Source organism: Aquimarina addita (assembly GCF_039539305.1).
Lineage (GTDB): Bacteria > Bacteroidota > Bacteroidia > Flavobacteriales > Flavobacteriaceae > Aquimarina > Aquimarina addita.
Genome location: NZ_BAABCW010000001.1, coordinates 261,229 through 285,293 on the forward strand (window position 1 = coordinate 261,229; position 24,065 = coordinate 285,293).

A 24,065-nucleotide genomic window follows, 5' to 3' on the forward strand; every position below is an offset into this window, starting at 1 on the left:
TGCTTAACATAGAATAAAATTACAAAGAACTATTATATTAATTATATATAAAAAAAGGACAAAAACGTTGATCGCTTTTGTCCTGCAAAAATACTATTATTTTTAATCTACATACGGTAAAACTGCTTTTTTATAATGTAATTATTGCTTTTTCCCGGCAGCTATTCTTTCCTCAGCAATACTAAGGGCTGCAGCATTTGTAGTCATAGTTGTTGCCTTTGCTTTATGTAAAATATCTAATGTTGTATTATAAATATTCTCTGTTTTCTTCATGATTTGATCTCTACCATATCCTTCTATCTCTGCATACACATTAATAATACCTCCTGCATTGATTAAAAAATCTGGAGCATATACAATTCCTTTCTCTTGTAATCGTATTCCGTGAATGCTTTCATTTGCTAATTGATTATTAGCCGCTCCCGCAATAATTTTCACATTCAACTTATCAATTGTTTCATTATTAATTGTTGCACCCAGTGCACATGGTGCGTAAATATCTGCGGTTTCTGTATATAAATCTTTTCCTTTATATATATCTGCACCATATTTTGCACTAACGACCTCCAACCTATCTTTATTGATATCACCTATAACAACCTGTGCTCCTTCTTCTGAGGCTAACCTAACTAGTTCCTCTCCTACATGACCAATTCCTTCTATCAATATTTTTTTCCCCTCTAGTTGATCATTTCCATATACAAATTTAGCAGAAGCTTTCATACCCATATACACCCCGTATGCAGTTACAGGAGATGGATTGCCTGCTCCTCCTTTTGATTCAGATATTCCTGTAACGTAAGGAGTAACCTCTCTTACAGTATCCATATCTGATGTTTCCATTCCTACATCTTCTGCTGTGTAATAAGTACCACCCAGTGTATTGACAAATGCACCAAACCTTCTCATGAGATCGGGAGTTTTCATAGTTTTAGGATCGCCTATGATCACTGCTTTTCCGCCACCCAGATTTAAACCTGTAATCGCAGCTTTATATGTCATTCCCCTTGATAACCTAAGCACATCATTTAATGCATCCCATTCCGTAGCATAATTGTACATTCTTGTACCACCTAATGCGGGTCCTAAAGTTGTGTTATGCACACCAATTATTGCCTTTAATCCTGTATCTTTGTCATGACAAAAAACTACTTGTTCGTGATCATTAAAAGAAAGTTGACCAAACACAGGAGCTTCTTTTTTAAGTTGATTTGCAGATAGTACTTCAGTTATCATTTTTCGCGATTTAAAATATTAAAATTACACAATGTTTAAAATACGGCGCTAAAATAGTGATTTTTTATGGAATTTTTATTTTAAACTATTTAATTTTACGAATTCATCAATTTATTAATTTTCAATAAGCTAATTTTATGCGTGCATTACGCCATTTAAACAAATATTTTTTAAAATATAAATTCCGACTTCTTACAGGTATTTTTATTACGATTATTGCCAGGATTTTTGCTATTGCGGTTCCTAAATTTGTTGGAGACTCTGTTGATGTGGTAGCCCAATACATTAATAAAGATATTACTGATATAGCAATTGTAAAAACCGGATTAATCACCAATATCCTTTTAATACTTGGCTCTGTATTAATTGCTGCCTTTTTCACTTTTCTAATGCGTCAAACTTTTATCGTAGTATCCCGATATATTGAATTTGATCTTAAAAATGAAGTATTTGCTCATTATGAAGTATTATCACTTAATTTTTACAAAAAAAATCGTACTGGAGATTTAATGAATCGCATTAGTGAGGATGTCTCAAAAGTAAGGATGTATGTAGGTCCAGCACTTATGTATAGTGTTAATACTGTTACTCTGTTTGTTGTTGTTATTGGTTACATGATTAGTATTGCGCCAGAATTAACCCTATATACAGTTACACCGCTCCCTATCCTATCTATATCTATTTATAAGCTAAGTGTTGCTATTCACAAAAGAAGCACGATTGTACAAGTGTTTTTATCTAAACTTACCACCTTTACTCAAGAATCTTTTAGTGGCATTTCTGTGATAAAAGCTTACGGGATAGAATCGCAAACCTTAAAAAACTTCACTGAGTTATCTAATCAGAGTAAAGAAAAAAATATAAACCTCGTTAAAGTACAAGCACTTTTCTTTCCATTGATGGTGCTGCTTATAGGGATTAGCAATACCCTTGTTATTTATATTGGAGGGCAACAGTTTATTGATGGCACTATACAAGATCTGGGAGTTATTGTAGAGTTTATAATTTTTGTCAATATGCTTACTTGGCCAGTTGCTACGGTAGGCTGGGTTACCTCTATTGTACAACAAGCAGAAGCGTCTCAGCTGAGAATCAATGAATTTTTAAGCCAAGAACCAGAAATAACTAACAGCACACACACCAAAACACCAATTATTGGAAATATAATTTTTGACAAGGTATCTTTTACTTATGACGACACTAATATTACTGCTTTAAAAGATGTCAGTTTCGAAATTAATTGCGGACAGACGATTGCTATTATCGGAAAAACAGGATCAGGAAAATCAACCATACTAGATCTTATAGGTCGCTTATATGATGTATCAAGAGGTGAAATAAAGATAGATAACACTCCTATTAGCACCTGCAATCTTACGAACCTTAGAGAAAGTATAGGATATGTACCTCAAGATGCATTTCTTTTCAGCGATTCTATCAAAAATAATATTAAGTTTGGTAAAGAAAATGCGACCGATGAAGAAATTATTGAAGCCGCTAAAAACGCCGTTGTTCATGAGAACATAGAAGGATTTAGTAAAGGATATAATACTGTACTTGGCGAAAGAGGAATTACACTCTCTGGTGGTCAAAAACAAAGAGTTTCCATAGCTCGAGCCATTATTAAAGAGCCTTCTATTTTACTTTTTGATGACTGTCTGTCTGCTGTAGACACAGAAACTGAAGAACAAATTCTCAATAATCTCCATAAGATTTCTAAAAATAAAACTACTTTTATCGTCAGTCATCGCATTTCTACTGCCCGTAATGCAGATAAAATTATTATTCTGGAGGAAGGCAAAATCACCCAACAAGGCACTCATAATCAACTAATAGACACAGAAGGATACTACAAAGATCTATATTTAAAACAGCTTAGCGAAAAAGAAATTTGATATTTTGTTGTGCGATTAACATTTTTTTTAGATTTTTGATTCTTTCATATAGATTAAATTAATTTAGAAAATAAGGATTATGAGTGATAATGAAATGTTGGAGAAAGAAGAAATTTTCTCAAAGGTCTTGAGAGCAGGAAGAAGAACCTATTTCTTTGATGTAAGATCAACAAAAGCAGGGGACTACTACCTTACTATTACTGAAAGTAAAAAATTCACTAATGATGATGGATCTTTCCATTACAAAAAGCACAAAATTTACTTGTATAAAGAAGATTTTGTAGGATTTAGTGAAATACTTAGTGAAATGACTGATTTTATTGTCAATGAAAAAGGTGAAGAAGTAATCAGTGAAAGACATCAGAAAGACTATCAAAAGACATACGAGCAGGATACTGAAGAAAAAATTGGACAAGATAAAATAGGTGCATCTACAGAAAGCTTTACAGACGTAAGTTTTGATGATATATAATTATTTTATACTCATCAAGTGTCTGCATTTAAGTCACGTCAATAGAGCTGAATCTATAAATAAAAACCGCTTCAATATTTGAAGCGGTTTTTATTTATAGATCTATTGTTTTATCTTTTTATTTTTTTCCAAACATTTTCTGAATAACCCACGCAGGGCCTATCAAAAGATACTGAAGATCTTTTATGAAAGAAGGTTTTTTCCCTTCCAGTTTATGTCCATAAAACTGACCAATCCATGCAACCACAAAAATTGCAATTGACGCCATCCATAAAGGAACGTACAGACCTAAATAATAATTGCCAACAATACACAAAGCAGAAAAAACAGTAATTTGTAATGCCATTTTTATAGACAATCGTATATAAAAAATCACTGCTAATATCAGAACAATAAAAGCCCAATTTTCTATAAGTGGATTTGATCCAGGAATAAGAGAAGCTAAGAATCCACTTGGGATACTCATTAATAAACCTACGACAGAAAAAACAATTGCCGGAACACAAACAAAATGAATCGCAATATTCGTCTTATTTTGATGACTTACTGCATATTCGCTAAACCAGTTTTCTAAAGTTTTCATTAATTTTTAATTTTTTTACTATTAGCCTAGATAAGCTAAAGAGTGTTATACATTTGGGGTGTTAATCATATTTTTACTGTAAATAGACAAACAATTACTATTCAATAACATACAAGTAATTATTTACTGTAAAAAGTAAAATGCAAAGATAGTATTTTTTAGATTGACATAAAATCAGTCTTACTAATTATTATAATATATCACTTATACACTACTTAAACTATACTACAAAATCTGAAATCAATAAAAACCCAACCTTCTTTTCTGCGTTTTCAACATATTTTTTAATTAATTTGATATGAAAATTGTACTTTGCAGATTGTAAATATATGCTTATGGCAAAGACATCATCTAATATGTTGCCGCTGGGTACAGTGGCTCCTGATTTTAATCTGATTAACACAATAACCAATAGTCATACTTCATTATCTGATGTAAAAGGTAGTATAGCGACTGTTGTCATGTTTATCTGCAATCATTGTCCATTTGTCATCCATGTGAATGAAGAAATTGTACGCATAGCCAATGACTACAGGGTGCAGGGATTCGGTTTTGTAGCGATTAGCAGTAATGATGTGGAGAATTATCCTCAGGATTCTCCAGAAAACATGTTAAGAACAGCGCAAGAAAACAAATATCCATTTCCATATCTTTATGACAAAAAGCAAGAAGTAGCAAAAGCATATGACGCTGCTTGTACTCCTGATTTTTATCTTTTTGACACAAAGCTAAAACTTATATACAGAGGACAGTTAGATGACTCCAGACCAGGTAATGGAATACCGGTAAATGGTAGAGACTTACGACAAGCGCTGGACGCTGTGTTAAGCAACAAAAGAGTCTCAGAATTACAAAAACCAAGTATCGGTTGTAATATAAAATGGAAATAACAACTACCTTTATTCTATTTTTCTATAGAATGATAGATCAGAAGATAGATTTTGTAAATCTTTAAGAACCAACTCATATTCATTTATTGATTCGATCTTATATTTATACATATACTCATCATTAGGAGATGAACAGTACATTGTACCATCTTTAATAGTAACTTTTAAACGCTTTAAGAATTTTCCGTTTCTAAAATTAAACCGTATTGTCTCATCAAACACCATATGTTCATCTGTAGACTGAGTGTTCACCCATTTTCCTTGTAGTGCTTTATATGTATTTTTATTCTTAAACTTATTGTCTAATAATGGCTTAATGCGCATGCTATATTCAACAAATTCTTCTTCCGGTTTTTGACCTTCAACAGGACTTCCTGTAACTTCCTTTTTAATCTCCTCACCATTATTAAAATAATGCTTAGTTTCAAATTTCATAAATGAATTGGCATAATCCATAACCACTTTACCCTGATCATTTTTCATTTCCATGTATTGCTTCTGCCTATAGTTAACATAGATTAACTGATCATTTGCGAAGTAATAAACCGTGATGATCATAGCATTATGCATTCCCATCTTTTTTACGATTTTTTTTAATCGTTCATGTTCATAATATCCAATAAGTTCTGCTCCATGATCGACCATGTGATCGAGGAATTCTTCAGCATCCAGTGATATCTCTTCGGATTCTATAAAACTATCAATAATCTCTACTTGATCAAAAATAGTATTCAAAACTTCCTCCTCTTGTGCAAAAGAGCTTGTAACAAAAAAACATGTTAAAAAAATTGTTAAGATCAATTTCATATTTATTCGTAATTAAGTATTAATATAACTATACATATACGAAAAGGGGCGAGCAAATATCGGTATATTGATTTAAAAAGTCAATAATTTAACCAATAGTTCTCATCATTAACATAATGGTTACGAATAAGATAAAAAAAATAATGGTAATTGACGAAAAACCGAGACAACCTAATAAATATATAGAATATCCACAAAAAAAACCGTTGAAATGTATTCAACGGCTTTCTTAATAAAAACTTTAAGAGGTCAGTAGTTAGTTGCATATAATTTGCTTTTGATATACTTTTTCCTTGCTGACCATTTTCGTTATTAAATTGTTGAATATAGTTGCTTTGCTTTGAGAGCGGTTTATTCTAAAACAAAATTCATTAAAATATCTATTTAAGTTGAAATCACTCACCCAAGAATATGTGGTTCTTATCCAAGCTTTTATTTGATGAATCATTGTGTGTAGAGCTTTAAAATTAAGTCCTTTGTTACTTTCAATTTGGGTAATATCATACGCTTTTGCAATAGGTCTATATCCTCTCCATTTATCGGTTGTTACGTGTGCTGATCTACTGATATTATTGACAAATATGTATTGTAATGACCGTGCGGAGAAATCCTCTATTCTCATAGCATACATCCTTTTGACTTTGCCCTCTTTAGTAAGCTGCACAGCGGTTATGGCTTTCTTTTTCTTTGCCTTATAGCTACGTCCTATTTTTCCTTGTTCTACTCCACCCAATACAAACTCATCAACGTGTACCTTGCCATCCATTGGATGATTGCCACTGGATTCCATTGCTTCACGAACTTTGAGCATAAACAAACGGGCTGTCTTCTCGGTTACACCATATCTTGTTCCCATATAACTTGCGGAAAGGCTTTTTGTACTGGTGGCCATCTCAAAACAAACAAAAAACGCCTTTCGTAAACCAAATTTTACTTTGTGAAATAAGGTGTTAGCTGTTGCTGATTCAGTATGAGAGCAAACATTGCAGGTCCTTGAGAAATCCTTTCGCTTTTGACTAGCTTTATGGTTGCATTTTACACACTGATAACCTTCTTTCCACTTAATATCTGATAAATATTCCTTACAATCTGAATCACTTTTGAAACGATCAGAGAACTCTAGAAGGTTTTGACCCTTGAAAACATCCATAAATAAACTATTTTAGTACCTTAAAGATATGTATTTAAATACTGACCTCTATAAACTTTTTTTATCTATAAAGTTTATTTTACATCCATTAATTCTACATCAAAAACTAAGGTAGCATTTGGTGGAATAACACCTCCCGCACCCTGAGCACCATATCCAAGGCTTGGAGGGATTACAAAACGTGCCTTGTCCCCTACTTTCAATAAAGCAATTCCTTCATCCCATCCTTGAATTACATTCCCCATACCTAATGGGAAATCTATGGGCTGATTACGCTTGTAAGAGGAATCAAAAACGGTACCATCGATCAGGCTACCTTTATAGTGAACAGACACTGTTTTTCCATTCTCCGCTTGCAATCCAGTTCCTTCTTGTATTATTTTATAACGCAATCCGCTATCTGTAGCATCAAAACCAGCTGACAATTCATTCAGTACATCAGCTTCTTTTTTCATTGCTGCTGCTTCGCGTTCAGCTTTTCCTCCATTAAATTGTCTAAAACTTTCTACAGCGTTAAAGCTTTCTGCATCAGCACCAACTTTTACTATCTCCAAAGAATCGACAACATCACCTTGCTCAATACTATTTACCACATCTAACCCCTCTACAACTTTACCAAATACCGTATGCTTACCATCTAACCAATCTGTAGCAATATGTGTAATAAAAAACTGACTTCCATTAGTTCCTGGTCCGGCATTAGCCATAGATAAAACTCCAGGACTATCATGTTTTAAATCAGGATGAATTTCATCATCAAAATTATAGCCAGGTCCACCAGTTCCATTTCCGGCAGGATCTCCTCCCTGAATCATAAAATCAGCTATTACCCTATGAAATTTTAGTCCATCGTAATAAGGATTCCCTTGTGGAACAGCTTTATTTTCCATATTCCCCTCTGCTAAAGCTACAAAGTTACCTACCGTTCCTGGTGTCTTTTTGAATTCTAAATTAACTAAGATTGTCCCTTTTGTTGTATTAAATTTTGCGTATAATCCGTCTTGCATAACAGCTCTTTTTTTTACTTTTAAATTTTTAAGTTGCAAAGATAGTTAATTGTAAATGTTTTATTTAATGAAACTATTTTTTTTAAAACCTCTTTTAGCAAAAAGATCCCTACACAATAAACCTTCATTTTATAAGTATCAATTAATTACAAGAAAGAACTATAATAAAACTACTGACTACTCGTAATGCAAGACACTTAGTGTTTTAAACGTTTTTACACAAAGATCTAACCTTGAAAAAAAAAGCTATATTTGCCTTTTCACAAAAGTCAGTCATCAATGAAATCATTTTTTTGTTTTATAGTAGTTCTTTTTTTTATTTCTATTGGCAACGCTCAGAGTATTTATGAAGCAGGTTATTTTATTGATAATAATGGAACCCGAAAGGAATGTCTTATAAAAAAGTTAGCCTGGAGAAACAATCCTACAGAATTCGAATGGAAACGAACGATTTCTTCAAGTCCTAAAACAGAAGTGATAGAAGATGTTAAAGAATTCGGAGTAGGTGAAGAATTTGTGTTCAAAAGATATATTTTAGAATTTGATCTTAAAGGTGACACCGTGGGCAGGTCATCAAAATCAGAGGATCCTAACCTGACGATCAGAAAAATATTCCTGAGAGTTATCTTAAAAAGTAAAACAACACTTTATCAATACTCAGAAAACGACGTACATCGATTCTTTTATACTGATAAAAAAACCTTATATCCGGAACTGTTAATTTATAAAGTATATTATACACTTGATGAAACTAAAAACCCAGGAGAAAAAATAATACCTCAGGAAAACAATACATTTAGAGAACAATTACAAAAACATATACGTTGTAAAGATCAGGATCCGTCAAAAGTTACATATACACAGAGAGATTTAAAAAAATATTTTAAAAGGTATAATGAATGCAGAGGAAACAAGATTGAATTTATTATTCGTAAAAAAATTAATCAAACAAAAATAGGGATTGTTGGTGCTGCAGACTTAATAAGTTTCTCGCACCCCTCTCCAATCAATGGTAGCTCTGCTGATGTCGTATATGATCAAACTTTTGCTCCTAGATATGGAGTTTTTATAGAAACATTCATACCTTTTTCTAAAGTCGACTTAAGCTTCTTCTTAGAATCTACCTATAGATCATTCTCCATGAAAGGAGAAGATACTTCCATCTCTAATAGCGAATTTAATATAGATTACTCGAGTGTTAATATTGCTTTTGCACCAAGATTTCATATATATTTAAGTTCAAAATTTGAACTTTTTCTTGAAGGAGGAGTTACAGTAGACATTGATCTTGGATCTGAATCTTCTGCTTTAAAAGATTTGCAAAACACTACTAATAATTATTTTTACGGAGGTGGTTTTGGTTCTGGAAGATTTAAATTGGGATATCGCCAATATACTAGCAAAAATATATCAAAAACAACTATTTTACCAGAATCAGATCTTACTGCATCCAGCTTGTATTTATCTATAAATATATTCTAATCAAATATATTTTAAAAAGCTACAAAAGTATAATTATTTTGGATTCATAAACACTATAGTCACTTTTCGTAATAGCGCCTATATTATAGATGTAGTATCGCTATAATATTTTAGCTTAGAACAAGTTAAATATACTAAATCAAAAAAACACTCAAATACAGAAGCAAATTGCTATAATAAAATTAATTGGCAACATCACTAATAAATTTGATGCGATATAACCGAAGTTCTTCATCATCATAATCCCCGTCAAACTCTTCAATAGCTTTATCGATCTTATCATCTTCTGCTTCCAGAAAATATTCATGAATTTCTTCTTGTTGATCTTCATCAAGAATATCATCTATCCAATACGTGATATCAAGCTTGGTACCACTAAAAACAATAGCTTCCATTTCCTTAATAAACTCAGTCATATCCATACCTTTTGCAGCAGAAATATCATCTAACGGCAGTTTACGATCTACATTCTGAATGATATATAGTTTTAATCCACTATTAGCTCCCGTACTTTTAACAACAAAGTCATCAGGGCGAAGAATTTCATTTTCCTTTACATATTTAGCAATAAATGTTACAAACTCTTTTCCATATTTCTTTGCTTTTCCTTCACCAACTCCATGTACATTTCCTAATTCTTCGATACTTACCGGATATTTTAAGGCCATATCCTCTATTGAAGGATCCTGAAAAACTACAAATGGTGGAACACCTAGTTTTTTTGCTACTTTTTTTCGTAAATCTTTCAGCATTCCTACTAGCTTTTCATCGGTGCTTGTAATGCTTGCAGATTTAGCCGTAGTAATAATAGCATCATCATTAACAGCATTAAAAACATGATCTTCTGTCATCATAAAGCTCTCGGGCTTTTTTATAAAATCTTTTCCTTTTGGTGTAATTCTTATTACACCATAGGTTTCGATATCTTTTTTTAACAAACCTGAAACTAATACCTGCCTGATCAATGCCATCCAATAGGTACCATCTTTATGTTTCCCACTACCAAAAAAAGATTGCCCGTGTGTTTTATGAGAAATTATTAATGCATTACTCTTACCTATTATAGTACTCACTAAATCTTTAGACTTATATATCTCTCCAGTTTCTTTGACAACTCCCAATAACAAAAGCACCTCATCTTTTGCTTCATGTTTCTTTTTTGGGTTGCGTACATTATCATCCATATCGGCACCATCACCATTTACACTGTCAAATTCTTCTCCAAAATAGTGAAGTATAAATTTACGTCTGGAAATAGAAGTCTCAGCAAACGCAACTACCTCTTGTAAAAGTGCATGACCAATTTCCTGCTCTGCAACAGGTTTACCACTCATGAATTTTTCTAGTTTTTCTATATCCTTATAAGAATAATATGCTAAACAATGTCCTTCTCCTCCGTCTCTACCAGCACGTCCAGTTTCCTGATAATAACTTTCAATACTTTTAGGGATATCATGGTGGATTACAAAACGTACATCCGGTTTATCAATCCCCATTCCAAATGCAATAGTAGCAACTACGACATCTGTATCTTCCATTAGAAACATATCCTGATGTCTGGCTCTGGTTTTAGCATCCAGACCAGCATGATAGGGTACCGCTTTTACTCCATTTACTTCTAGTGTTTGAGCGAGTTCTTCTACACGTTTTCTACTGAGACAATAAATAATACCACTTTTACCACTATTTTGTTTTACAAAACGAATAATATCTGCATCAACATTTTTTGTTTTAGGTCGTATTTCGTAGTATAAATTAGGTCTATTAAAAGAAGCCTTATAGGTAGTAGCATCGCTCATGGATAAATTTTTCAAAATATCTTCCTGAACTTTTGGAGTAGCGGTTGCTGTTAAGCCTACGATTGGTATATCATCGCCTATTCGTTTTATAATACTTCGTAAATTTCTATATTCTGGTCTAAAATCATGACCCCATTCGCTAATACAATGAGCTTCATCCACTGCAAGAAATGAAATTTTTTGATCTTTTAAAAAATCGACATACTCTTCCTTCGTAAGGGATTCTGGTGCTACATATAACAATTTAGTTACGCCATTTTCGATATCGTCTTTTACTCTTTTAACCTCTGATTTATTCAAAGATGAATTTAAGACATGAGCAATCCCCTCTTCTGAAGATATACTTCTAATAGCATCTACCTGATTTTTCATTAACGCAATTAGAGGAGAAACTACAATAGCTGTACCATCAAAAATTAATGCAGGTAATTGATAACAAAGTGATTTACCTCCACCAGTGGGCATTATTACAAATGTATTCTCTTTGTTCAGGATACTTTTTATAACTTTTTCCTGCAATCCTCTAAATTGACTAAAGCCAAAGTACTTCTTTAAAGCTCCTTGTAAGTCGATTTCCTTCAAACTCATTAAATTGTTTACCTTTTATATTCCAATTAAAATACACCACTAAAACCCTTTCCCCAAACAAGATTCAGTGTAATGATCTACTTATGATTCTGATAATAGGATATTAAAATTATATAATCCTTTTTACAGATGCTATTTAAAATTCATATGGTATTACATACCTTTGTATAATTAAAGATAATAAAATCTTTAATTATAACACGCAAATTTCTTAAATTTTGAACACCTACGATACTATTATTTCATTTGCAAAAAAAACCATTAACGAAGAAGCCAAAGCCATAGCCTATTTAGAGGAACTTATTGATGAAGAATTTGCAGAAGCTGTCAATACAATACATCATTCTAATGGCAGGGTTATTATTACTGGAATCGGTAAAAGTGCCATTATTGCTTCAAAAATTGTAGCGACCATGAACTCAACAGGAACTCCAGCAGTTTTTATGCATGCAGCGGATGCTATTCACGGAGATCTGGGAAGTATACTCATTGATGATATTGTTATTTGTATCTCTAAAAGTGGTAATACTCCAGAAATAAAAGTACTCGTTCCTCTAATCAAAAATTTTAAAAACACTCTCATTGGAATTACATCAAATAAAGATTCCTTTTTAGCAAAAGAAGCCGACTATATTTTACACGCATTTGTAGAAAGAGAAGCCTGTCCTAATAATCTTGCTCCTACTACCAGCACCACTGCCCAATTAGTTATGGGTGATGCTGTAGCAGTATCTTTACTACATCTTAAAGGGTTCTCCAGTAAAGATTTTGCTAAGTATCACCCTGGTGGTGCCTTAGGAAAAAAACTTTATCTCAGAGTATCCGATATTACCACAGTTAATGAAAAACCAAAAGTAGCACCAGACTCTGATATCAGCACAGTAATTGTAGAAATGACAGAAAAAAGACTGGGTGCTACGGCGGTAGTAGACGACAATAAAATTATTGGTATTATTACTGACGGAGATTTAAGGCGAATGTTAACCACCAATACCTCTTTTGATGGATTAACCGCTAAGGATATTATGTCATCTAACCCCAAAAGAATAGACCACAAAGCCCTGGCAATTGATGCATTAGACCGATTAGAGGAATATGGTATTTCGCATCTATTAGCAGAAAAAAATGGTAATTACGCGGGTCTGTTACATATTCATGATCTTATAAGAGAAGGTATTTTATGAGAAAAAATAAAATAAAGAAAGATCCACAATCCATGTCTTTTCTGGATCATTTAGAAGAATTAAGATGGCATCTTATACGAGCGACGTCTGCCGTCATGATAGCAGCAACTATAGCCTTTATTGCAAAAGAGTTTGTGTTTGATATACTCATTTTCGGGCCTAAAAAGCCAGATTTCCCAACTTATAAGGGTCTGTGTAATTTATCAAAACTTTTAGGACTTGATGAGAGTTTATGTTTTAAGGAATTACCTTTTAGCGTCCAAAGTAGAAAAGTAGCTGGTCAATTCTCAGTTCATATCTGGACCTCTATTACTGCTGGTTTTATTTTTGCATTCCCGTATGTTTTATTTGAATTTTGGAGATTTATCAGCCCTGCTATGCATATGAATGAGAAAAAATATTCAAAAGGATTCATTATTATCTGTTCCTTCTTATTTTTCTTGGGCGTTCTTTTCGGATACTATATCATTACCCCCCTATCTATTAATTTTTTAGGCGGATATCAGGTAAGCAAAGAAGTTCTTAATGAATTTGACATTGACAGTTATATTGGCTTAGTGAGAGCATCTGTTATAGCTTGTGGGTTAATTTTTGAACTTCCTGTCATCATGTTTTTCTTGGCTAAAGTAGGATTAGTTACTCCACAATTTCTTAGAAAATATCGCAAATTTGCATTGGTAATCGTTCTTATATTATCTGCTATTATTACTCCACCAGATATTGCCAGCCAAGTAATTGTGGCTATTCCAATACTTGTTTTATATGAAATTAGTATTATTATTACCAAAATAGTAGTCAGAAACCAAAATAAAAATTTAAAAAATACTACACCATGAGTGCAGCAGTAGAAGAATTTAATGCGTACAGAGAAAAAATGAACTCCCGCATTCTGGAAGACAATAATAAAATTATTAAAAGAATCTTTAATTTAGACACAAATGCTTATATGAAAGGAGCATTAGATGTAAAAACTAAAGAACTATTAGGGCTAGTTGCATCAGCAGTTTTGCGATGTGATGACTGCGTAAAATATCATTTAGAGACCTGTTATAAAGAAGGTTTCCTAAAAGAAGAGGTGGTCGAAGCATTAAGCATTGCTACATTGATAGGAGGAACCATTGTTATTCCTCATCTTCGTAGAGCCTATGAGTTTTGGGATGAACTAGAACAGTCTTCTTCTAAAGATACTGTTTTAAAAGAATAATGTACATTTACAATAACCTTATGGCAACGTCTATAAATTAAAGAAGTCTTTATACCACAATGAAATTAAAAGCGGATAACTTAATAAAAGCATATAAAGGTCGAAAAGTCGTGAAGGGAATTTCTCTAGAGGTCAATCAAGGAGAAATCGTTGGACTTTTAGGACCTAATGGAGCAGGTAAAACCACTTCTTTTTATATGATTGTGGGACTGGTGAAGCCTAACAGTGGTAAAATATCGCTCGATACTACAGAGATTACTAAATATCCAATGTATAAAAGAGCTCAAAACGGTATTGGTTATTTAGCACAGGAAGCTTCTGTTTTTAGAAAATTAAGCATAGAAGATAATATTCTGAGCGTGTTACAACTCACTAAACTTTCTAAAAAAGAACAACTTTTTAAGATGGAATCTTTAATAGAGGAATTTAGCCTGGAACATATCAGAAAAAATCGTGGAGATCTTTTAAGTGGTGGTGAACGTCGTCGTACTGAAATTGCTCGGGCTCTTGCCACGGATCCTAACTTCATACTACTGGATGAACCGTTTGCCGGAGTAGATCCGGTCGCTGTAGAAGACATACAACGTATAGTAGCACAACTCAAAAACAAAAATATTGGGATCTTAATTACAGATCATAATGTACAAGAAACATTAGCGATCACAGACAGAACATATTTGATGTTTGAAGGTAGTATCTTAAAAGCTGGTGTTCCAGAAGAATTAGCTGCTGATGAAATGGTACGTAAAGTATATCTAGGTCAAAATTTCGAACTTAGAAAAAAGAAATTAGATTTTTAGGTAAAAATTCTCCTGTTTACTAAAATTTATGAGGTCTTTTGTTGTTATGATACTCTAAATTAAGAAACATGAGTACACTTCGTAAAAACATCTGGCATTTTTTAAATGATCCTGATAAAAAATCATATGCTACAATTTTTAAAGAAGTTATATCCTTATGGATTGCTAAAAAAGAAGTTCCTAAATACTATTTTGGTAGGTTTCTCTATCGCAAAGATATGAATGCTACTAAGTTTATGTGTATGCGAGAATATTACGAAATCATTGAATCTCCCAATTTAAGATCTCCAATAACTGATACCATCTTACACAATAAACTTTCATTTAGTACTTTTTGTGAAAAACACAATCTACCAACAGCCAAAGTGATTAGTTATAATACAGGAACTCAATTCTATTACGATAATAAAAAAGTAACTATCACAACCCCTACCGAATTAGAAACCTTTTTTCTCTCAATTTTTGAGGAACAGCAAAAAGAACGTTTATTTCTTAAACTAACTGAAGGACAGCAAGGTAATGGCGCTATAATGCTACATAAAAAAACACTGTCTAAAAATAGTTCCTACATTTGGAAAATCCTAAAAGACAACTCCTACATCCATCAGGAAGTTATCAATCAACATAATGATATCAATGCTTTTTTTGACAAAGCAGCCAATACTATCAGACTAGAGACATATGTAGATAAAGCTAAAAACATACATTTTTTAGGTTGTTTCATTCGGTTTGGTGCTGGTGACGCGATTGTAGATAATGCCAGTTCTGGAGGGTTGTTTATTCCTATACATATAGAAACCGGAATCTTATTTGATCAAGCCATTACTACGCTAAAAGGAGGCGCTAAAAAATTTCTGGAACATCCTGACTCAAATATTATTTTTAAAAATTTCGAAATTCCTTTCTTTCAGCAAGTCAAAGAAGAAGTCATAAAAGCAACTACATTATTACCTAGCAGGCTTATTGGTTGGGATATCGCAATTACTCCTACGGGACCTATTTTAATAGAAGGAAATCACATACCAGGATTACTACACGGAGAATATAGCTATCACGGTTTTCTGAATAAACCAATTTTCAAAGAAATTATGGCAGAAGCAAAAGGAAAAGAGTAAATCAACTATATCATTTTAAAAACAAATCACATCTCCTGATCATTTACGTGCAATCTTTGGTGTACACGCTTCAATATCAAACTCTATATGATCAAATACAATATCAGTACTTTTTACTTCTAATTGAACTAACAGACCTCTTTTATTAATAGGATTTCTTTGGTCAAAGATAAAATTCCCGATACTATAATAAATAGGCTTGTTTTTATACTTTTCTACTGATTGGATGGTATGAGGATGATGACCTATAATTCCATCAGCTCCCGCATCAATCAATGAATAGGCTTGTTGTTTTTGAATTGTTACAGGAACTAAAGTATGCTCTGCTCCCCAGTGTAATTGAACAATAACCACAGCCGAAGGTTCTTTCTTTTTTAAATCTGTAATTTTACCCGCAATCGATTCAAATGTATCTTCACACACACAAGGCTTATCATCCAGGAAAGGCCAATTTTCTGAAGGAACCTGAAGAGATGATAGAATATAAATATTTCTGGGAATGGTTGTTATCAATTGTGGCTCACACGCTTTTTCTAAATTATGCCCAAAACCTAATGGAATCAATCCATTTTTTTGAATATTTTTATAAGTATCTACAAGACCTCTTCTCCCTTGATCCATCGAATGATTGTTAGCCATGGTAAGATGTGTTATACCATGTTCCTTTAACACTGCCAGCCATTCAGGCTCAGCTCTGAAAATAAATTTTTTGTGAATAGGTTCGTTAATTTTTGTAGCCGGGCACTCTAGGTTAGCGATTACAATATCACTTTGCTTGCAGATAGAATCTATTGATGGATCAAATAAGCTATCTACCCCTAAATGCGCTATCCGAACCCTCACTCCTCTATCCAGAAGCAAATCTCCGGCAAAAACGATTTTTGTGGTAGTAGTAGTATTGCTCATATTACAGGAACACATACAAACTAAAAATCCTATAGAAACCCATAGATATAAGGTAACAAGCAATTTAAATTGCTTTATACTTTTAGAAACTAGCATCCCGAGCTATAGAATATTTTTTCATTTGTTTCAGGCACATCAATTGGTGCAATAATCTCGGACATCCAAGATGGTATACCAGTAGCCTCATTTTTTTCCAGCATTTCCTGCCATTCTTCATCTGTTAATCTATTACCCGGAGGTAAATGAAACTCATGATACCCAAATACGGCTCCTTTTGTTATATACAAATATCCTTCGATTTCTACAATTACATAAATATCATTTACATTACCTGTGGCTACATGAAGAATACCTTTATCCGGGTTATTATTACTATTAGCTGTATAAATATCAGCAACTACCGCAATGGATTTATCTGGACCTTTTACCTTATCCCAACCATCAACATATTCATCATCTTGTTTTACAAGATCCAAGGTCAACCACTCAAAAGTACTACCTATAAGTTCTATCTGGCTATATTCCTGAACCGTAAGTTTTTTACCTGCTAATTCCTTCTTACTGGCTGAAAGTAAAAACTCAGCATTTTCCTTTAAACTTCTTGTGATTCTTGAAATGTTGGTGTCTATCAACTTATTTTTCTCTAAAACAGATGTAGTAAGATCCAGTAATTCTATGACTGCATTCCAATATCCTATATTAGGCTCAACATATCCTAAAACATAGGGTGCAGGAACTTCTTCTCCACCACCACATTCTGCTCCCATAGGTTGTTCTGCGTAAAGGATCGCATCGTGTTTTAATTCTGCCCAAGAAGCCAAAGATGCATTTAAATCTTTTTTATGCCACTGTGAACTTTGCATAAAATATGGATAACTTGTATTCGGTTTTTGAAGTTCTAATAAGCTATAAATCCATTTATTATATAAGGTAGCGTCCCAATCTACATCCTTCATTTTTACTGTCATATCAGAAAGCAATGCTGGGTATTTATCCCATTTCTCCCCTTCTTCTAGTTCATTAAGTAATAAATTTTCAGCAGATGCACTACCGAATGCTGCCATGATATCCAACCCTTTTGGATATCCTCTCTTTGTTGGTTTATTTTTTAAATCCACAAGCTCTTGTAACACCTCGTTATCAGATAAATATCGCTGCGGAATAAAATTAATTTTATCCTTGCAACTACCACCTTCTCCTTTTGGTCCGATCTTGTTTTGAGCATCTGCAATTTTTTGTATATTTTCTCTAAAATTTTCTAAGGATTCCTCTTTAGTTAATAGATTCTGTAGTAAATAATCACTTTCTTCTAACATAGAAACTAAATCTAAAAAAGAAACATTATCCGGTTCACCAATAATAAAATTAATAGGTTCCATGATCGCATTATACTTTTTTAATGTTTCTTCATTATTCTGAATCATAGAAGCACTTAAAATTGCTCTTTTTAATTGTGTATCATTTTTCAAACAAAAGGGTGCGGTTTGCAACCACATCATTGCTTTAAAATATCGTTGTAATTCTTTAGTTCTGGTATAATGGCCTCTTGGTTTAAATAAGCTATAAGGAAATTGAACATCCGTATACTCTAAAAAATCAGAAACACTATCCTCTGCTTCTTCAATATGTCCGATCTCTTCTTTAAAAAAAGTTCCATACCCTTCTGGCACCGGTAATGTTTTATCAGTAAGTACACTATATGCAATCGCATAGTATGTTTGATTAAATTTTGCAAGAGCTTTTAAGGATTCATCAGAATTTGCCTCCTCAAAATCCTTCATATCCTTTACCATTGTCTGACAAATTTGAGATAGTAATGGAATAAATTGACCCTCTTCTACTTTTCTAAGTACATACCCAAAATACATATGGAATAATTGCATATACATATCGGTAGTTACAAAGTTAGGAAACTCACTATAGTCATTTTCCTCATAGAGATGAAACAATTGAATATTAGTATTAGGAACAATCGCAAACCCATGTTTTCCCAACATGCTCATCAATTTTGGATCTGGATTTTCTAACTGGAAAAGATTAACGATATTATTCATATTAGGTTGTTGTCCACCTATCTCTCCTATTAGATTTTGAGTTTTTAACTCCTCTTCTCGTTTTTTTAATTTCTCTATAAAAAGAGTTTCCTCATCAGAATAACTAATTGGATCCACAGGGTCACCTCCTTCTTCTGCCCAATACCTCTTTTCCATTCGTTCTGTATACCAGTCTGTCGCCTCGAATACATACCTAATATCTGCTTTCATAAAACAATAACCTTGTTTAGCAGAAAAACTATTACGCAAAATTCTAATATCATATAGATTTAATCCCGAAATATCCATGGTAAGATCCACATCTCCTCCTAGAGCATTGACATCGATTTGTCCATCCGTAATTAGTAAGTTTTCTGATTGAGTAATTGTTTCTTCTGGTTGTTTTACCTCCTCTTTGGTTTCAGAAACTTTCTCATTTTTTTTATCTTTTGATTTTTCATTACCTCCGCAAGCCATAAGAAGTGTTACCAAACAAGTAAATAATAATTGTTTTTTCATGTGAATCGTTTTAATCCTGTTATTCTAATTCTTTTTTTGCAGTACTATGGTCAATTTCTCTATCAAGATATCTCGTAAATTCTAACCCGAATCTTCTCCATTTATATTCTGCTACCAATACGTTACCACTTTTTTCTTTTTCTATACTCCGGATTCGAGCCCCGGAATCAGTTATTACAAAATTGAAATCTATCAGCGGCTGACTCAATCTGGAGCCCAGCCAAAGTGGCCGAACATATCCTTTATAATTTTTAAAAATAAAAAGACGTTTTCCTGATACAGTATCAAAACGGGTAGTTTTAATAACTCCTACCATCATATCTTCTTTTCCATCATTATCAATATCACCCACTTTAAATTGATATACCGGGTATGGCAACTCCCAATGATCCACAAGTTCATTTGACTTAATTTCAATATAATATAAGGAATCATGTTCTTTAATTAGCGAGATCCCATTATTTTTTACCGTTAATACTGGTTCCTTTTCAGAGCAAGCAATTACAGAGAACAGCAACATCCAAATAGGTAAATAGTAATAATATATAGGATACGTACGTGTCATAAAAAATGTACTCTTTTATAAAATTTTATCATTTTCAACCTAACAACGATTACTTAACCATTATTTCTTTTATAGGCTCTTTAAAAATCAATGACATAAATACATATAACAATATCGCACAAGGTATCGCAGTGAATCTAAGTAATACCAACAAAATAAGTGTTAATACTATAAAAATATACCGAACCTTATTATCTGCGAATCCCCAATTCTTAAACTTAAGTCCAAATAACGGAATTTCAGCATTTAACATATAACAACTAAGAGCAGTTAATCCAATTAAAAACCAAGGATTTAAAATAATATCGTGAACCCACACCTGCTCCTCATATTGCAACACCAAAGGTAGGCTAAGAATCAACAAGGTATTAGCCGGTGTAGGCAATCCGATAAATGATGTAGTTTGCCGCGTATCAATATTAAATTTTGCCAATCGATATGCAGACGCTAAAGTGATACATAATCCTATCAGTGGAATGTAGGTCAGACCAAACTCTTTAAATACAAACTCATAAGAAATGGATGTCCCTATTGTCTCGCCAGAAAAAACAAGATCATATGGATGTCCAAACAAATTGGCAATTAATTGAAACATTACAATCCCGGGAACTAGTCCACTTGTCAACATATCAGCCAGAGAATCCAATTGTAACCCTAGTTCACTTTGCACTTTTAAAATTCTGGCAGCAAAACCGTCAAAAAAGTCAAAACCAATCCCTAAGAATACAAAAAGTGCTGCAAAGTCTAATTTATTATGTATTGCTAATATAACAGCAATACAGCCGCAAAAAAGATTAAGAAGGGTGATTAAATTTGGAATTTGTCTTTTAAGCCACATAAATATTGGTTTTCGTGTAAAAATAGGAAACTATTTTCGTCTAATAACATATATATAAACAATATGAAAAGGCAAATAAAGTTTATCATGTAGAAAATTAATAGGATATTTGTCAAAAATCGCTTGGGTTGAGAAAAATTATATTTGTTTTTATTTCTATGGTTGTGTCAATTTCTTCTGCGCAAACTAGAAAATATTCCAACGAATTCTTAAATATCGGAGTAGATGCTGGTGCTTTAGGAATGGCAAACTCTGTTGTGGCTACGTCTGCAGATGTAAACTCAGGGTATTGGAATCCTGCAGGACTTATTCATCTGGAAGACAATCAAGCTTCTTTTATGCACGCAGCTTATTTTGCTAATATTGCTAATTATGATTATTTAGCTTATGCAATGCCTCTAGACGAAAAAAGTGCTATTGCATTATCTTTAATTCGATTTGGCGTAGATGATATACTGGACACTACAAGTCTCGTAGATGCTGATGGAAATATCGATTACACCAGAATCAATCTATTTTCTGCAGCAGATTATGCATTTACTTTTTCATATTCAAGAAAATTACCTGTAGAAGGATTAAGCTATGGTGCCAATGCCAAGGTAATTCGTAGAATTATTGGAGACTTTGCCTCTTCCTGGGGGTTTGGTTTTGATGTAGGATTGCAATACCAGCGTGGTAATTGGCATTTTGGATTGATGGCAAGAGATATTACACAGACATTTAATGCCTGGAGTGTTGAAGAGTTTACCGTAGGTGACCTTAATGGAGATGGTATCCCGGATGAAGATCAGATACCGCAGCTGGCAGATCAGGAATTACCAGAAACAACAGAAATTACCTTACCAAAGGTTCAAATAGGTGTGGCGAGAAAATTTGATTTAGGTAAAAAATTTGGATTAAATACAGAACTGGATATGAATGTTCGTTTTGCAGAAACCAATGATATCATTTCTTCTTCAATAAGTATTTCTCCTGCATTTGGATTTCAGTTAGATTATTCTAAGATGGTGTATTTACGAGGAGGTGTTGGTAATTTCCAGAATATCGAACAGTTTGATGGGACTAAAAATGTTGGGTTCCAACCTAACTTTGGTGTTGGCTTTAATTACAAGGGTATTCAGATTGATTACGCTTTAACGGATATCGGAGATCAGAGTGCAGCTATTTATTCTAATGTCTTCTCTCTTAAAGTAGATTGGAGTGTTTTTAGATAAATCATATCCAATATATTATTTTTTTGAGATTTTTATTTCTTATTTTTTTGGTGCAACTAAAAAACAATAATGTAGTTATTAGTAAATAAACTAACCTATCATCAACCAGTGATAATTTGATATAATACAGATCATTTTTTTATGAAAAATATTTTACTTGCTATATCAGCTGGACTATTGCTTTCAATTGGCTGGCCTACTTATGGTTTTCCTCTTACTTTATTTTTTGGTTTTGTCCCATTATTAATCACAGAATACAGGATTCGAAATAATACATATCATAAAAGTCAGGTATTTGGATTTTCATTTCTTACCTTTTTTATCTGGAACATGATCACTACGTGGTGGATTTATAACTCCACTCCTTTTGGGATGTGGTTTGCTGAGATTGTTAACAGTCTATTAATGGCACTTGTATTTCTCACCTATCATATTGTTGCCAGAAGAGCAACCTTTACCGTTAGCTCTATTTTCCTGATATGTATCTGGATGAGTTTTGAATATCTACATTTGCATTGGGAATTTTCTTGGCCTTGGCTTAATCTTGGTAATGGTTTTGCACATTTCACCTCTTGGATTCAATGGTATGAATACACAGGCACTTTTGGCGGAAGCCTCTGGATTCTCATAGTTAATATTGGAGTTTACAAGAGTTTACTATTATATCTAGAGCATAAGAATACATCTGTATTATATCGAGCCGCCTTAAGAAATGGCCTTATCATTCTTATTCCTATTTTAATTTCTTATCTTATCTTAAGCACTTATGAAGAAGATGGAAAAAATGTAGAAGTACTTATTCTACAGCCCAATATCAACCCTTATACTGAAAAATATAACACGACTGATGATCGTGTGGGAGAATTATTAACCTCGCTTATTACTAAAGAAATCACACAGAATACAGATTTTATTATAGCTCCAGAAACTGTTTTTGCTGATAATAACAGGTTAAAAAACTTTCAGTATTCTATGGCTAAAAAAACAGCTGAATTGGTATTATCCCAGTATCCAAAAACCAACTTTTTATCTGGAATATCGCTAGTTGATGTGTTTAAAGATCCTGCCAAAGTGCATCCTCAAACCAACCTCCATCAAAGAGGTTTTTTCTATGATAATTATAACTCTGCATTTTTAGTAAGACCAGATGGTAGCAATGAATTATATCATAAAAGCAAATTAGTGGTCGGAGTAGAAAATTTTCCGTATCAAAGTGTCTTGCAACCCATTTTAGGTGACGCTATGATTGACTTAGGAGGTACGGTCTCAAAAAAAACAACCCAATCTGATCGCGAGGTATTTTTTTCAAAAGATAGTTTGGGTGCTGCTCCCATTATATGTTATGAAAGTATTTATGGTGAATTTGTAACAGGCTATGTAAGAAATAAAGCAGATTTTTTAGCGATTATAACCAATGATGCCTGGTGGGGTAAAACACAAGGACATCAACAACATCTGGCCTATGCAAAATTCAGAGCTATAGAAACTCGCAGAAGTATTGCCAGAAGTGCCAATACCGGAATTTCTGCTATTATTAACCAAACAGGAAATATTGTTAGTACACTGGACTACGAAGAACAAGGAGTACTCAAAGAAACTTTAAAAACCAATGACAAAATAACGTTCTATGTCATGGCTGGAGATTATATAGCACGAGTATCTATTTTCTTAATGATTTTTATCTTTTTATTTTCTGTAACCAAACGTAGAGGCGCTGAAAACTAATTTTTCATCTACCATTAATAAAAATGATCAACGAAAAGTTTTAATACATTAAA

Annotated in this window: 21 protein-coding genes; 11 read left to right on the plus strand and 10 right to left on the minus strand. The window is 33.0% G+C overall.

Features of this window, described 5'->3' with window-relative positions; translation table 11 throughout:
- Nucleotides 1-141: 141 nt before the first annotated feature.
- Nucleotides 142-1,236: a Glu/Leu/Phe/Val dehydrogenase dimerization domain-containing protein gene (locus ABD816_RS01215; RefSeq protein WP_344924011.1), complete on the minus strand. Its 1,095-nt coding sequence runs from the start codon at nt 1,234-1,236 to the stop codon at nt 142-144.
- 137 nt (nt 1,237-1,373) lie between these two features.
- On the opposite strand from ABD816_RS01215, the gene ABD816_RS01220 reads away from it, so the two are divergent.
- Both ABD816_RS01220 and ABD816_RS01225 read left to right on the plus strand, forming a co-directional pair.
- Nucleotides 1,374-3,131, plus strand: coding sequence for an ABC transporter ATP-binding protein (locus ABD816_RS01220; RefSeq protein ID WP_344924013.1), 1,758 nt, complete (start codon nt 1,374-1,376; stop codon nt 3,129-3,131).
- 79 nt (nt 3,132-3,210) lie between these two features.
- Nucleotides 3,211-3,603, plus strand: coding sequence for a PUR family DNA/RNA-binding protein (locus ABD816_RS01225; RefSeq protein WP_344924014.1), 393 nt, complete (start codon nt 3,211-3,213; stop codon nt 3,601-3,603).
- A 118-nt stretch (nt 3,604-3,721) separates the two neighbouring features.
- On the opposite strand, the gene ABD816_RS01230 is transcribed toward ABD816_RS01225, so the two are convergent.
- Nucleotides 3,722-4,186 (minus strand): Mpo1 family 2-hydroxy fatty acid dioxygenase, encoded by a 465-nt coding sequence (locus tag ABD816_RS01230; protein WP_344924016.1) that lies wholly within the window; start codon nt 4,184-4,186, stop codon nt 3,722-3,724.
- Nucleotides 4,187-4,521: 335 nt separating this feature from the next.
- On the opposite strand from ABD816_RS01230, the gene ABD816_RS01235 reads away from it, so the two are divergent.
- The gene (locus ABD816_RS01235) at nt 4,522-5,076 is read left to right on the plus strand and encodes a thioredoxin family protein (protein ID WP_344924018.1); all 555 of its coding nucleotides are present in this window, start codon (nt 4,522-4,524) and stop codon (nt 5,074-5,076) included.
- Between the two features lie 9 nt (nt 5,077-5,085).
- Here the strand turns inward: ABD816_RS01235 and ABD816_RS01240 are convergent, their stop codons facing one another.
- The 3 genes from ABD816_RS01240 to ABD816_RS01250 all read right to left on the minus strand — a co-directional run bounded on the left by ABD816_RS01240 (nt 5,086) and on the right by ABD816_RS01250 (nt 8,040).
- Nucleotides 5,086-5,883: a hypothetical protein gene (locus ABD816_RS01240; protein ID WP_344924020.1), complete on the minus strand. Its 798-nt coding sequence runs from the start codon at nt 5,881-5,883 to the stop codon at nt 5,086-5,088.
- Between the two features lie 256 nt (nt 5,884-6,139).
- Nucleotides 6,140-7,033 (minus strand): IS1595 family transposase, encoded by an 894-nt coding sequence (locus ABD816_RS01245; RefSeq protein ID WP_344924021.1) that lies wholly within the window; start codon nt 7,031-7,033, stop codon nt 6,140-6,142.
- A gap of 74 nt (nt 7,034-7,107) precedes the next feature.
- The gene (locus ABD816_RS01250) at nt 7,108-8,040 is read right to left on the minus strand and encodes a peptidylprolyl isomerase (RefSeq protein ID WP_344924023.1); all 933 of its coding nucleotides are present in this window, start codon (nt 8,038-8,040) and stop codon (nt 7,108-7,110) included.
- Nucleotides 8,041-8,319: 279 nt separating this feature from the next.
- Here ABD816_RS01250 and ABD816_RS01255 point away from each other — a divergent pair, with 279 nt between their 5' ends.
- Nucleotides 8,320-9,522, plus strand: coding sequence for a hypothetical protein (locus tag ABD816_RS01255; protein WP_344924025.1), 1,203 nt, complete (start codon nt 8,320-8,322; stop codon nt 9,520-9,522).
- Between the two features lie 182 nt (nt 9,523-9,704).
- On the opposite strand, the gene ABD816_RS01260 is transcribed toward ABD816_RS01255, so the two are convergent.
- Complete coding sequence (locus ABD816_RS01260) at nt 9,705-11,909, minus strand: RecQ family ATP-dependent DNA helicase (RefSeq protein ID WP_344924026.1); 2,205 nt, start codon at nt 11,907-11,909, stop codon at nt 9,705-9,707.
- Between the two features lie 218 nt (nt 11,910-12,127).
- On the opposite strand from ABD816_RS01260, the gene ABD816_RS01265 reads away from it, so the two are divergent.
- The 5 genes from ABD816_RS01265 to ABD816_RS01285 all read left to right on the plus strand — a co-directional run bounded on the left by ABD816_RS01265 (nt 12,128) and on the right by ABD816_RS01285 (nt 16,212).
- Nucleotides 12,128-13,093, plus strand: coding sequence for a KpsF/GutQ family sugar-phosphate isomerase (locus ABD816_RS01265; protein WP_344924027.1), 966 nt, complete (start codon nt 12,128-12,130; stop codon nt 13,091-13,093).
- Nucleotides 13,090-13,929 (plus strand): twin-arginine translocase subunit TatC, encoded by an 840-nt coding sequence (gene tatC / locus ABD816_RS01270; protein WP_344924028.1) that lies wholly within the window; start codon nt 13,090-13,092, stop codon nt 13,927-13,929. Before ABD816_RS01265 ends, tatC begins: the two co-directional genes overlap by 4 nt.
- A complete protein-coding gene (locus ABD816_RS01275) occupies nt 13,926-14,297 on the plus strand; it encodes a carboxymuconolactone decarboxylase family protein (protein WP_344924030.1) in 372 nt (123 codons plus the stop codon). The genes tatC and ABD816_RS01275 overlap by 4 nt, the downstream gene beginning before the upstream one ends.
- 59 nt (nt 14,298-14,356) lie before the next feature.
- Complete coding sequence (gene lptB / locus ABD816_RS01280) at nt 14,357-15,097, plus strand: LPS export ABC transporter ATP-binding protein (protein WP_344924031.1); 741 nt, start codon at nt 14,357-14,359, stop codon at nt 15,095-15,097.
- A 68-nt stretch (nt 15,098-15,165) separates the two neighbouring features.
- Nucleotides 15,166-16,212: a sugar-transfer associated ATP-grasp domain-containing protein gene (locus tag ABD816_RS01285; protein ID WP_344924032.1), complete on the plus strand. Its 1,047-nt coding sequence runs from the start codon at nt 15,166-15,168 to the stop codon at nt 16,210-16,212.
- 39 nt (nt 16,213-16,251) lie between these two features.
- On the opposite strand, the gene ABD816_RS01290 is transcribed toward ABD816_RS01285, so the two are convergent.
- The 4 genes from ABD816_RS01290 to ABD816_RS01305 form a co-directional block, all read right to left on the minus strand.
- Entirely contained in the window at nt 16,252-17,118 is an 867-nt protein-coding gene (locus tag ABD816_RS01290) for a CapA family protein (protein ID WP_344924033.1), read from the minus strand.
- A gap of 89 nt (nt 17,119-17,207) precedes the next feature.
- Complete coding sequence (locus ABD816_RS01295) at nt 17,208-19,670, minus strand: DUF3160 domain-containing protein (protein ID WP_344924034.1); 2,463 nt, start codon at nt 19,668-19,670, stop codon at nt 17,208-17,210.
- A 19-nt stretch (nt 19,671-19,689) separates the two neighbouring features.
- Nucleotides 19,690-20,235 (minus strand): hypothetical protein, encoded by a 546-nt coding sequence (locus ABD816_RS01300; protein ID WP_344924036.1) that lies wholly within the window; start codon nt 20,233-20,235, stop codon nt 19,690-19,692.
- Nucleotides 20,236-20,284: 49 nt separating this feature from the next.
- Nucleotides 20,285-21,073 (minus strand): CDP-alcohol phosphatidyltransferase family protein, encoded by a 789-nt coding sequence (locus ABD816_RS01305; RefSeq protein ID WP_344924038.1) that lies wholly within the window; start codon nt 21,071-21,073, stop codon nt 20,285-20,287.
- Between the two features lie 158 nt (nt 21,074-21,231).
- On the opposite strand from ABD816_RS01305, the gene ABD816_RS01310 reads away from it, so the two are divergent.
- The gene (locus ABD816_RS01310; RefSeq protein WP_344924510.1) at nt 21,232-22,287 is read left to right on the plus strand and encodes a putative type IX sorting system protein PorV2; all 1,056 of its coding nucleotides are present in this window, start codon (nt 21,232-21,234) and stop codon (nt 22,285-22,287) included.
- A 141-nt stretch (nt 22,288-22,428) separates the two neighbouring features.
- Nucleotides 22,429-24,012 carry an apolipoprotein N-acyltransferase gene (gene lnt, locus ABD816_RS01315; RefSeq protein ID WP_344924040.1) on the plus strand — a complete coding sequence of 528 codons (1,584 nt, stop codon included), beginning with the start codon at nt 22,429-22,431 and terminating at the stop codon, nt 24,010-24,012.
- Nucleotides 24,013-24,065: the final 53 nt, after the last annotated feature.

Bases quoted from the DNA above. Each gene is read 5' to 3' on its own strand.
- ABD816_RS01215 (WP_344924011.1), bottom strand. From the start codon at position 1,236: ATGATAACTGAAGTACTATCTGCAAATCAACTTAAAAAAGAAGCTCCT.
- ABD816_RS01220 (WP_344924013.1), top strand. From the start codon at position 1,374: ATGCGTGCATTACGCCATTTAAACAAATATTTTTTAAAATATAAATTC.
- ABD816_RS01225 (WP_344924014.1), top strand. From the start codon at position 3,211: ATGAGTGATAATGAAATGTTGGAGAAAGAAGAAATTTTCTCAAAGGTC.
- ABD816_RS01230 (WP_344924016.1), bottom strand. From the start codon at position 4,186: ATGAAAACTTTAGAAAACTGGTTTAGCGAATATGCAGTAAGTCATCAA.
- ABD816_RS01235 (WP_344924018.1), top strand. From the start codon at position 4,522: ATGGCAAAGACATCATCTAATATGTTGCCGCTGGGTACAGTGGCTCCT.
- ABD816_RS01240 (WP_344924020.1), bottom strand. From the start codon at position 5,883: ATGAAATTGATCTTAACAATTTTTTTAACATGTTTTTTTGTTACAAGC.
- ABD816_RS01245 (WP_344924021.1), bottom strand. From the start codon at position 7,033: ATGGATGTTTTCAAGGGTCAAAACCTTCTAGAGTTCTCTGATCGTTTC.
- ABD816_RS01250 (WP_344924023.1), bottom strand. From the start codon at position 8,040: ATGCAAGACGGATTATACGCAAAATTTAATACAACAAAAGGGACAATC.
- ABD816_RS01255 (WP_344924025.1), top strand. From the start codon at position 8,320: ATGAAATCATTTTTTTGTTTTATAGTAGTTCTTTTTTTTATTTCTATT.
- ABD816_RS01260 (WP_344924026.1), bottom strand. From the start codon at position 11,909: ATGAGTTTGAAGGAAATCGACTTACAAGGAGCTTTAAAGAAGTACTTT.
- tatC (WP_344924028.1), top strand. From the start codon at position 13,090: ATGAGAAAAAATAAAATAAAGAAAGATCCACAATCCATGTCTTTTCTG.
- ABD816_RS01275 (WP_344924030.1), top strand. From the start codon at position 13,926: ATGAGTGCAGCAGTAGAAGAATTTAATGCGTACAGAGAAAAAATGAAC.
- lptB (WP_344924031.1), top strand. From the start codon at position 14,357: ATGAAATTAAAAGCGGATAACTTAATAAAAGCATATAAAGGTCGAAAA.
- ABD816_RS01285 (WP_344924032.1), top strand. From the start codon at position 15,166: ATGAGTACACTTCGTAAAAACATCTGGCATTTTTTAAATGATCCTGAT.
- ABD816_RS01290 (WP_344924033.1), bottom strand. From the start codon at position 17,118: ATGAGCAATACTACTACTACCACAAAAATCGTTTTTGCCGGAGATTTG.
- ABD816_RS01295 (WP_344924034.1), bottom strand. From the start codon at position 19,670: ATGAAAAAACAATTATTATTTACTTGTTTGGTAACACTTCTTATGGCT.
- ABD816_RS01300 (WP_344924036.1), bottom strand. From the start codon at position 20,235: ATGACACGTACGTATCCTATATATTATTACTATTTACCTATTTGGATG.
- ABD816_RS01305 (WP_344924038.1), bottom strand. From the start codon at position 21,073: ATGTGGCTTAAAAGACAAATTCCAAATTTAATCACCCTTCTTAATCTT.
- ABD816_RS01310 (WP_344924510.1), top strand. From the start codon at position 21,232: ATGGTTGTGTCAATTTCTTCTGCGCAAACTAGAAAATATTCCAACGAA.
- lnt (WP_344924040.1), top strand. From the start codon at position 22,429: ATGAAAAATATTTTACTTGCTATATCAGCTGGACTATTGCTTTCAATT.